Source organism: Streptomyces sp. NPDC054863, from assembly GCF_053610825.1.
Map to the genome: position 1 here is coordinate 18,491 of NZ_JBSGZD010000085.1, position 9,971 is coordinate 28,461.

Below are 9,971 nucleotides of genomic sequence, written 5' to 3' on the forward strand. Positions count from 1 at the left end.
TCAGCCGTCCCCTGCCCGGCCCGCTCCGGCGCCTCCATCCACTGGACTGGGTGGCTTTCGGGCTGCTCGCGCTCGGGCTGGTCGCGGTGGCGACGGGGCTGCTGCCGACCGGTCCCGCCGGGGACGTGATGGCACGCATCGGGCCGCTCCTCGCGTTCCTCGCGACGGTGATCGTGCTCGGTGAGCTGACGGGGAAGGCGGGTGTCTTCGACGTCGTCGCGTCGTGGGTGGCCCGCACGGCACGCGGCAACTACCTCGCGCTGTTCGGGCTGTGCGTCGTCTTCGCGTCCGTCACCACCATCGCCCTGAACCTCGACACCACGGCGGTGCTCCTGACGCCGGTGATGCTGGCGCTCGCGGCCCGGGTGGGCATCGCCGCGCTGCCGATGGCGATGACGACGGTGTGGCTCGCGAACACCGCCAGTCTCCTGCTCCCCGCCAGCAACCTCACCAATCTCCTCGCCGCCGACCGGATCGCGCTCTCCGCCTCCGGTCTGGCCGCCACCCTGTGGGCCGCGCAGCTCGCCTCGATCGCGGTGACGATGGCCTGCCTGTGGGGCTTCTACTGGCGGCGCGGCAGACGCGGCGCCGACCGGTACACGCCGCCGACGGCTCCGGTCCCGGCGGATCCGGTGCTGTTCCGGGTGAGCGCGGCGGCGTGCGGCGGGTTCCTGCTCGCCATCCTGGTGGCGGACGTGGCGCTGTGGGCGGCGTCGGGCGCCGCCGCACTGGTCGTCGTGGTGGTGTTCGCGGTCCGCCGCCGGGGCGAGCTGAAGTGGTCACTGATCCCGTGGCGGCTGCTGGTGCTGGTGCCCGGCATGTTCCTGGTCGTGGAGAGTGTCAACAGCAACGGCCTGCACACCCTGCTCGCCGCCGCCCTCGGCTCCGACGACGGACTGCTCGGCATGCTGCGCTCGGCGGGCGTCGGAGCGGGCGTCTCGAACGTACTGAACAACCTGCCCGCGTACGTGGCGGGCGAGGCGGCCGTCCCCGACGGCAACCACCACCAGCTCCTGGCCCTCCTCGTCGGCGTCAACGTCGGCCCGGTCGTCACCCCGTGGGCGTCCCTCGCCACCCTGCTGTGGTTCGAACGCTGCCGCTGGCACGGTACGCAGATCGCCATCGGCCGCTTCCTCGGCACGGGCCTGGTGCTCGCGGTCGCGGGCACGCTCGCCGCGACGCTGGCGCTGGCGGCCACGACCTGACGGGCGGACGGCCGTGGCCCAGCGAACCGGCGGGCGGCTGCGGCTGCGGCTCAGTGAACCGGCCTGCGGCCGTGGCTCAGCGGGTGGCCCTGGCCACCTCCTCCAGTACGTAGTCCAGCGTCTCGCCCCGACCCGCCACGAAGCTCCGCCCACTGCCCGGCCCGCTGAACCCCGGCCGGAACGGCGCCCCTTGGAGCGTCCGCAGCTCGACTCCCGCCTCGGCGGCGAGCAGCGCCCCGGCGGGCAGGTCGATGCCCTCCGCCCGGTAACCGACGAACGCGTCGATGGCCCCCCTGGCCAGCAGGCTCCACCCCACGAGCGGCGCCCACAGCTGCAGGACCCGGCGGCAGCGCTGCTCCAGGGTGGTGCGCAGAGCGGCGGCAACGGGGTCGGCGCGCGTCACCGAGTACCCCTGGGTCCAGGCGACGAGGGGTCCGGCGGCGGGGAGCACGGGGGCCGGCCCCGGCAGCGGCCCGCCGGGACCGTGGGCGCCCTGCCCGGCGACGGCGTACCAGGTCTGGTGGCTGACCGGCTCGTGGACGACGCCGACGACGGGGCGTTCGCCGAGGCAGAGGCCGACGCCGACGACGTACACGCAGAGCCCGATCGCGACGTTGTTGCTGCCGTCCAACGGGTCGACGAGCCAGGTCCGCCGCCCCGCCCCCGCCAACTCCCCCGACTCCCCTGCTTCCCCCGCCAACTCCCCTGCCTCCCCTGCCTCCTCCGAGACGATCCGGTCGCCGGGGAAGTGCTGCCGCAGCCGCCCCAGCACGATCTCCTCGGACGCCAGGTCGAGATCGGTCACCACGTCCCCCGCCGCGCCCTTCCCCGCGACGGTGCGCACCTGCCCGTACCGGTCGCGCAGCAGGCCACCGGCCTCCTCGACGGCTGCGGCTGCCACCTTCCGCTCGTACGAGAAAGCGAGCTCCTCATCGTGCATGGTCCATCCTCCCGAGCGCCGTGCTGACGTTCCGGACGGTCTGTCCCGTGCTGCACAGCCGGCGTGCCGTCCGGCCGGCCCGGCCGTCCAGCGGGCCGAGCGACAGGTCGGCGCACCCGGGCCGGGCGAGGCCGAGGACCAGGGTGGCCGCCGGGCGGGCGGGCAGTACCTCGGTGGCGTGGAACTCCCCGGCGGGCAGGGTGTAGCTCTCGCCGCCGGAACTGACCCTGCGGGGTCCCGGTTCGCTGCGTACCAGGACGGGGGTGGGGCGGATCTCGTCGGTGCCGTCGGGCGTGCTGTGCACCTCGAAGACGCGGTGGGTGGGACGGCCTGCGCCGTACTCCGTACGGACGAGGAGGTTGGCGACCTGCCCGTACAGGACGTGGCTGCGCAGGTCCCAGCTGTGGGCGTGCATCGGTGACGTTCCGGGCTCGGGAGCGAGGCCCGGCTCGAAGAGGTGGACGCAGATGCCGCGTGCGCCGTCCCGTACCAGGGGCAGGCAGAGGAAACCGAGCGGATGCCGCACGGCGGGCAACTCCCGCTCCCCGGAAGCTATTTCGGCGAGCGCGGCACGCGCCCGGTCGTGCAGGAGGGTGGCGTGCGTCCGGTCCAGTGCCGCTGCGAGTTCGTCGTAGTCCAAGACGTGGTCCATGGGTACGCGCCCCCGAGGGGGCACCTCACCTCCGGTAGGGGTCCTCCGCATGCAGGGCCTTGACGATGATTTCGCCGATGTCGCTGTCGGTGAAGGCGCGCGGCAGCGGCAGCCGCACCAGCTCGAAGAGTTCGCGCACTTCGTCGACGGTGGGCTCGGGGGCGAGCGAGGGGGCGAGCCGCAGATCGAGCTCCCTGGCCTGCTCACGGCTCTGGTGGAGCTCGGTGACGTAGTAGTCGTACAGCGGCTGGCCGCGTCTGATCAGCAGGTTCGTGCGCGAGGTGTCGTCCTGCGTGATGACCAGGCAGGTCTCGGAAAGGTCGAAGCGCAGGGTGGAGACGACCGAGGACAGATGGACGGCGATCTCCAGGGTGGCGAGCTGCTGGCGGTAGCAGCACGCGGCGAGGACGGTCGCGTACGCCTCCTTGCGGACCCGGTCCTTGGTCCACAGGGCGGCGTGGGCGGTGTCGCGCTGTCCGGCGAACATCTGCCGGAAGCGGGCGTAGGCGGTGCAGGCCCGCTCGTCGTCCGGATTGACGATGTCGATCTTGATGGTGAGCTGGGAGCGCTGCACCTTGGCGGCGGCGACGCACTGCGGGAGCGTGACGGCGCGCAGATAGGTGCCGGTGCCGCCCTTGAAGTACCAGAGGTGGGTGTGCCGGCGGGCGTCGCGCAGGGCGTCGCCGACCTGGCTGCCGATCAGGGAACTCACCATGGCCTGGTCCTCCAGGGCGCGGCGGGTACCGGCCAGCGCCTCCTGGATGCTGGCGGGCTGGCGGACCCGCTCGACGATGGAGCCGATGGCGAGGGCGCCGAGGACGAGGAGGGTCGCGCCGGAGACGACGTCGTCGGTGAGGACGTCGCCGAAGATGTCGATCAGGCCGATGGTGAGCGCGATGGCCGCCGCCACGACGACGTCGACGTTCCTCATGACCCAGGTGACGGTCCGTTCGAGCCGTCCTGCGGGCCGTCCTGCGGGCGCTGACATGTGCACACCTCCCCCGTCGTACTCGATCGTAGGCAAGTGGGGGTGGGGGCGCCAGGGTGCGCAACTCCCCGTCCTGGAACGTCTTTTCCCCCGTCCGCGGGAGTCGCTCCCTGCTGCTTCTTCTGAAACCATTCGTTCACCGTCCCTATGCGGCAAGGGGGTTGCAGTGTGAGTGGCAGGGAACAGGCCGGGCCGGGGACGGGCCGCCGACGTGCACTGCTCGTCGGGATCACCGCGACCCCGGACCTGACGGACGTGGACCGCCGTCCCGACTTCGCCGAGGACTTCCCGCCGCTGCCCTTCGTGGACCGGGACGTGACGCGGCTGTGCGAGGTGCTGGAGCGGTCGGACTACGAGGTCACCGCCTGCCATCCCGGGCACACCGACCCCAGCAGGCGGAAGGTGGGCCACAACGACCTGCACGGCCGGCTGGACGTCTTCTTCGCGTCCTGCGAACCGGGCGACACGGCCCTCGTCTACCTCTCCGGCCACGGCGTCTTCCTCCACAACCGGGACTACCTGGTCCCCTCGGACGCGAGGCCGGACCTCGGGAGCCCCGTCGGCACCCCCACGCCCAACGTGAATACGCTGCTGGGCGCCGACCCGAAGGACCTGCTGGGCAGGAGGGTGAAGAAGGGCGTCACGGTCGCCGTCTTCCTCGACATGTGCCGTACGGAGGGCTGGAGCGACGCCCCGCCGCGCAAGGTGCTGTCCGAGGCCGAGAACACCTTCTGGCTGTACAGCTCCAGCGTGGGGCGTCCCTCGTACGGCGATCCCTCGACGGGCAGCTTCTTCGCCCGCGCGCTGGCGGAGGCGCTCGGCCCGGACACACCGCCGCAGAACTTCCACGCCATCGCCTCGCACACGCAGGCGGTGCTGTGGCGGCTGTTCGCCGGACGGCCGGAGGAGCCGCCGACGGTCCAGAGCATCGGCGACCACCTGCCGGACGCCGCCGCCCACCTGGTGGAGTGGTGCAGGGGCTCGCGGCGGACGTCCCGCTGGACCGAGGCGGTACGGGACAGCGAGCTGTGGCGGCACACCTCCCACCCCGAGCTCCACGAGCAGGTCCTGGGACGGCTGGAGCTCCTGGTCGAGGAGGTCGTCGGACTGGGTGCGGGGACCGCGGCCCGCGGCGAGGACCCGTGGGGCGACCCGGAACACCCCGGTCAGGTGGCGGAGCGGGTCACCACGTGGCTCGGGCGGCTCGTCGGATGGGCGGGACTGCGGGAGACGGAGCTCCTGTCGCCCGCCGAGACGGCGATGCTGCTGGCGGCGCCGGTGCTGCACGAGGGTGTCCTCACCGTCGTCCTGCACGACCTGAGGACCGTGTTCGGCGCGGATCTGGGTGCGCCGCCCGCCGCGGCGCAGGCCGGCAGACTCGCCCGGGTGCAGGCCGACGCCGTCGACGTACTGCGTGCCCACTCCCCGGTGAAGCGTGCGGCCCAGTCGCTGCGCGCACGGGGCCTGGACGACGCGGCACGGGCCGCCGACCACTGGCTGCGGCACCGGTTCGTCGCGGACTGGGACCTGCCGTGGGAGCCGGGCGATCTGCGGGACGGGCGGGAGCGGTCGCCGGACTACCCGGAGGTCGACCGGCTGATCGACCTGGCCACCGACGCCGTCTGCTGCACCGGGGACGCCCGGGGGACGGGTGCGTACGGATCGGTCGCGTCGGTCGCGGCCGAGATCCGCCGGATCGTCGGGCTCCAGATCCGCCAGGTGGCCGGTCATCTGACGGTCAGACCCGCCGACAGCCCCCGCATCAACAGCGTCGACGCGGACACCCACCGGGGCTGGGGCGACTACCCGCCACTGCCCGGCAGTACCTGGCGCGGCCGACGGATGGCCCAACTCCTCTACACCGCAGGGCTGTTGGCGGCCGACCCCCGCCGGATGTCCGGTGTCCTGGTCGAGCACCTGGCGGCCCTCTCCGCGCTCCGGCCGGCCGAGGTGCTCACCTCCCTGTCGCAGACCTTCGGCTTCGCCGGGCCGGACGCACAGCGCCGGCTGGGCGTGCACTTCCCCGGCTGTCCCCACCCCGCGCTCCACTCGGCGGTCGAGGAGCTGGCGGAGCAGGCCGACCGCACGGTGCGCGCCCTGCACAAGGAAGAGAGCAGCAGCCCGCTGCTGCGGGGAATCCCCCGCCGGGTGGACGCCGGCCGGATCGTGCCGGAGGACCAGAAGTACCGGGTGCCGCTGGAGCGGCTGCGGCTGGCCGAGGACGAGATCCGCCCGCTGCTCATGGGCACCCAGCTGTACGGCGACCGGATGCTCGCCGTCCGCGAGCTGTACCAGAACGCGCTCGACGCGTGCCGCTACCGCAGCATGCGGGTCGCCTACCGCATGCGGGGCGAGAAGCACCCGTGGTGGGAACCGAAGATCACCTTCACCCAGGACGTGGACGCGGAGGGGCGGCCGTACATCGAGTGCGTGGACTCCGGCACCGGCATGAACGAGGAGCGGCTGGTCTCGATGTTCGCCCGGGCCGGCAAACGGTACGAGCAGGACGCCCAGTTCGTGCAGGAGCTCCGCAACTGGCGGCGGGCCAAGGTGGCGGTCACCCCCCTCAACAGCCGTTTCGGCATCGGGGTGTTCAGCTACTTCATGCTGGCGGAGGAGATCGTCGTCTGGAGCACCCCGGTGGACCTGTACGGCGAGCCGGTGCCCCGGGACAGCATCCAGGCCGAGATCCAGGCGGGGTCGGGGCTGATCCAGTTCCGCACCCCCGACCTCAGGCTGCTGCCGGGCGGGGGGACGCGGGTGCGGCTGTACCTCACCGAGCGGGACGAGCCCGCACCCTCGCTGCTGATGACACTGCGGAAGTACCTGCGGGTCAGTGACTGCACGGTCGTCGCGCAGGGAACCGGCGGCTCCGGCGCGCAGCCCTTCGGTGCGCAGCCCCCGGCGGTGTGGAAGCCCGGCGTGCTCCAGCCGCTGGACGACTGGTTCGGCCCGGCGTGGCGGCTGACCGAGGACATCTGGCTCGTCCAGGGCGGGGGGCAGGTGCTGCTCGACGGGGTCCTCATCGAGAAGGCCCCGCACCCGTACGGCTATGTGATCAGCCTCCGCGAACGCCACCGGCCCGAGCCGAGCGTGGACCGCAACCAGTTGCACGCGTACGACAAGGACCTCGTCCAGCAGGAGATACTCGCCGCGGTCCCGCGTCAGAAGCCCGGGTGGGACGAGGTCCTCGTGCCCTCGCTGTGGAGGCTCGTGAGCGACGAACCACGGCTCTCGGTCCCGGTGGTGCGGTCCCTGCTGCCGACGGCCACCGCGACTCTGGGGTGGTGGGCCGGGGACGACACCAAAAGGCTCCCGACCGTCCCGCTGTCCACGCTGGGATGCCTGCCGCTGGACAGCGACAGCGCCGACGACTGGATCGTGGACCGGCGGGAAGGCTCCTCCGCCCGCAGGTACGAGAACTGGGTCGTCTCGAAGTGGCGGAGAAGCCGTACGGGTGCGGCCCAGGAGCCGGGTGCGGCCCCGGAGCCGGATGAAGACTTCCTGCCGAGCGGCTACCCCGCGCCGGAGGCACTCGACGCCCTGCTGTTCCGCACCGCTCCCGCGGAGTGCTCCACCGCGCTGCGGGCGGCACACGACGCCGGTGTCTCCGTGGGCCTGGCCCTGCGCGCGCTGCGCCGGTACGCAATCGTGGGCATCCGGGTGCCGACGGTCGCCGACATCCGCGGTCTCCGTGGACTGCGGCCCTCCGCACACATGGCGGAGCTGTACGTGGGCTATCTGGAGGCCGCCGCCGTCGCCCGGCAGTTCCCGCAGGCCGCTCCGGCGGTCCACGCTCCCCTGCTCGCCCTGTCGCACGAACACGGCGTCACGCTGGGCGAGGCCTGTTCCCTCCTGCTGGAGCTCCTCCCCGTGGACCCGGCCCTGCCCGCTCCGCCCGCGCTGAGCCCGTCCCTCGCGGGCTCGACGGTCTCCACGGGCGAGCTTCCCTGGCTCATGGACGAGGCCCGCTCCGACGACCGTTTCATGCCCGGTTCGCCGAGCGTCGCCGAGTTCCTCGTCCGCCCCGACCCCGCCGAACTGGTGCAGCGCCTCCAGCGGTGGAAGCCGTTCGGGGTCGCCCTCCCCCGGGACCTGGAGGCCGAGGCGGTGGCGCACCCTCCGCTCTCCGACCGGATCCAGCGCCTGCTGTCGGAGGACCGCGACGCGCTGGCCCCGTGGCTCGGCCGGGCTCCCGACCTGTACGACCTGGTGTACGCGTCCGCCGCCGCCCAGGAACCGCTGGGAGACATCGCGGGCGAGGCACGGACCGCACTGGCCGGCACGGGGTGGGACGTGCCCGACGTGCCGGACGAGGCACGCGACTGGATCGCCCCCACCTGGGTCCAGCCGCTCATCCCGAAGTCCGCGGCGCCCAGGCACCCCCTCGGCCCCAGCTGGATCGCGCTGCGCCAGCCGTGGGGCCAGGAGCCCGACAGCGACCACCAGGAGCGTGTCGACGCACTGCGGAAGCTGACGCTGTGCGGCATCCTCACCACCGGCTCCCCCGAGCTCTGGTCCCGGGTCGCGCACGCGACCGGCCACCAGCAGGTTCCCCTGATCCCCGTACGGACGTTCCTGGAGACGTCCGGGGTGGCGGCCGACGGAACGGTCTCGTACGCCTCCCTGTTCGCCTTCAGCGTGTCCAACCGCATCCCGCTGGAGGAGTCCGCCGCGCTCTTCGGCCAGGCCGCGGACTCCTTCCTGCTCCAGGTCCCCGTGCTGCCCGGGGGAACCGGGTCACTGACTCCGACGGACGACGAGGAAAGGGTCCTGTGCGACCTGCCGAGACCGCCGGACGCCTTCACCCGCACCCTCACCCTGGCGCGCCTCCTGCACTACACCCGGACCAGGCAGCGCCCCCTGTCCAGGAGCATCGCCCTCCTCTCCGCCTACACCCCCCTGGGCGCCCCGCCGCCTCCCGGCGACTTCACGGGACCCGACGCCGACCTGCTCGCCGACTTCGTGCCGGACGAGTTCGACCTGGCCGCCTTCGAGGGCGGGCTGCTCGGCCCCGGCACCCTGGGGCCGCTGGAACTCGTCCTGGTGGCCGGGCGGTTCGGCCGCACGCTCGGGGAGACGTACGCGCGCTACGCGCCCTTCCGCTGCCTGGGCCTGGACGTCACCGTCCGCAGGCCCACCCCCGAGGAGGAGTCCCTCGCCCCTGACTGGCGGGACGTCGTCCTCCTCACCACCGAACTGACCGGCCGGGCGCCCGCTCTCGTCGGCCGGGTCGATCCCGACCACATCCGGCTCTGTCACGAGGAGACCGATCTCGACGTGGCCGGGGTCAGGGCGCGGCTGACCGCCTACTCCGCGCTCTTCTCCTTCCAACTCCCGCCGCCGGAGGAGCAGTTCACATGAGCCCACCCGTCCCGTACGACCCGAGCCGCTCCGTTCCCACTGCCGTGACCGGCTTCGTCTGGTCGCTCGTCGACGGCGACCAGGCGGGGTACCAGGCCGTCGGCCCCTGCCCCGTCTGCGGCTGCCGCTTCACCGCGCGCTGGCCGTGGGGGCAGGTGTCGCTCATCAAGGGCGGCGGATTCCGGAGGCGGCGCAAGGCACCCGACCCCAGCCTGCCGTGGCCCCACCCGTGCTCCTGCGACTCTCCGCACCTGGGCCGGTCACAGAGCACGCCCTCGGGCTGCGGGGCCCGGCTGAAGATCGAGGTACCGGCCGGCGGGCTCCCCCGGTGAGCGGCGGCTCCGGTTTCGACGACGAGCAGCTCCAGCGCGCGATGCACCGCGCCAAGGAGATGGCCGACCCGCAGTTCCAGCTCCAGATCGCCCGCCAGCAGGCCGAGGGCTACCGGAACTTCCTCGCCTCCCTGACCGGGCTGCTCACCGCCGTCTTCGTCCTCAAGGGGCAGGAGAACCTCAGCAAGCTTCCCGAGACGTGGCGCTGGACGGTCGTCGCCCTGCTCCTCGCCGGGTTCGTCGCGCTGATCGTCGCGTCCTGGCTGGCGGTGCTGGCCGTGCACGGCAGGCCCGGGGAACAGGTGGTGCTGGTCGCCCACGAGATCCTGCGGGCGGAGGCGGCCCGGGTGCGGCAGATCTGGCGGCTGGTCGAATGGGCCCGCTGGCTCGCGCTGCTCGGCGTGCTGGCCGTGGCCACCGCCGTGATCATCACCTGGATCGTCCCCAGCACCTGAGCCGGCCGGTGACGCGCCGCGGCGCCCGCCCCTTG

Annotated in this window: 7 protein-coding genes; 4 read left to right on the forward strand and 3 right to left on the reverse strand. The window is 73.0% G+C overall.

Features of this window, described 5'->3' with window-relative positions; genetic code table 11:
• The first annotated feature begins 11 nt into the window (after positions 1-11).
• Positions 12-1,205, forward strand: coding sequence for an SLC13 family permease (locus ACWGIG_RS17555; RefSeq protein ID WP_453322504.1), 1,194 nt, complete (start codon positions 12-14; stop codon positions 1,203-1,205).
• Between the two features lie 76 nt (positions 1,206-1,281).
• On the opposite strand, the gene ACWGIG_RS17560 is transcribed toward ACWGIG_RS17555, so the two are convergent.
• From ACWGIG_RS17560 to ACWGIG_RS17570, 3 genes are read right to left on the reverse strand one after another with little or no spacing between them, the layout of a single operon-like run.
• Positions 1,282-2,145, reverse strand: a complete 864-nt coding sequence (locus tag ACWGIG_RS17560; protein ID WP_453322497.1) for an inositol monophosphatase family protein — start codon at positions 2,143-2,145, stop codon at positions 1,282-1,284.
• Entirely contained in the window at positions 2,135-2,797 is a 663-nt protein-coding gene (locus ACWGIG_RS17565) for a hypothetical protein (protein WP_453322498.1), read from the reverse strand. Before ACWGIG_RS17565 ends, ACWGIG_RS17560 begins: the two co-directional genes overlap by 11 nt.
• 25 nt (positions 2,798-2,822) lie before the next feature.
• A complete protein-coding gene (locus tag ACWGIG_RS17570; protein WP_453322499.1) occupies positions 2,823-3,785 on the reverse strand; it encodes a hypothetical protein in 963 nt (320 codons plus the stop codon).
• A 168-nt stretch (positions 3,786-3,953) separates the two neighbouring features.
• On the opposite strand from ACWGIG_RS17570, the gene ACWGIG_RS17575 reads away from it, so the two are divergent.
• From ACWGIG_RS17575 to ACWGIG_RS17585, 3 genes are read left to right on the forward strand one after another with little or no spacing between them, the layout of a single operon-like run.
• Positions 3,954-9,149, forward strand: coding sequence for an HD domain-containing protein (locus ACWGIG_RS17575; RefSeq protein WP_453322500.1), 5,196 nt, complete (start codon positions 3,954-3,956; stop codon positions 9,147-9,149).
• The gene (locus ACWGIG_RS17580; protein WP_453322501.1) at positions 9,146-9,481 is read left to right on the forward strand and encodes a hypothetical protein; all 336 of its coding nucleotides are present in this window, start codon (positions 9,146-9,148) and stop codon (positions 9,479-9,481) included. Before ACWGIG_RS17575 ends, ACWGIG_RS17580 begins: the two co-directional genes overlap by 4 nt.
• Positions 9,478-9,936: a hypothetical protein gene (locus tag ACWGIG_RS17585; RefSeq protein ID WP_453322502.1), complete on the forward strand. Its 459-nt coding sequence runs from the start codon at positions 9,478-9,480 to the stop codon at positions 9,934-9,936. Before ACWGIG_RS17580 ends, ACWGIG_RS17585 begins: the two co-directional genes overlap by 4 nt.
• The last annotated feature ends 35 nt before the right edge of the window (positions 9,937-9,971 follow it).

Excerpts from the sequence above, each read along its gene's own strand:
- ACWGIG_RS17560 (WP_453322497.1), bottom strand. The coding sequence starts at position 2,145 with ATGCACGATGAGGAGCTCGCTTTCTCGTACGAGCGGAAGGTGGCAGCC.
- ACWGIG_RS17565 (WP_453322498.1), bottom strand. The coding sequence starts at position 2,797 with ATGGACCACGTCTTGGACTACGACGAACTCGCAGCGGCACTGGACCGG.
- ACWGIG_RS17570 (WP_453322499.1), bottom strand. The coding sequence starts at position 3,785 with ATGTCAGCGCCCGCAGGACGGCCCGCAGGACGGCTCGAACGGACCGTC.
- ACWGIG_RS17580 (WP_453322501.1), top strand. The coding sequence starts at position 9,146 with ATGAGCCCACCCGTCCCGTACGACCCGAGCCGCTCCGTTCCCACTGCC.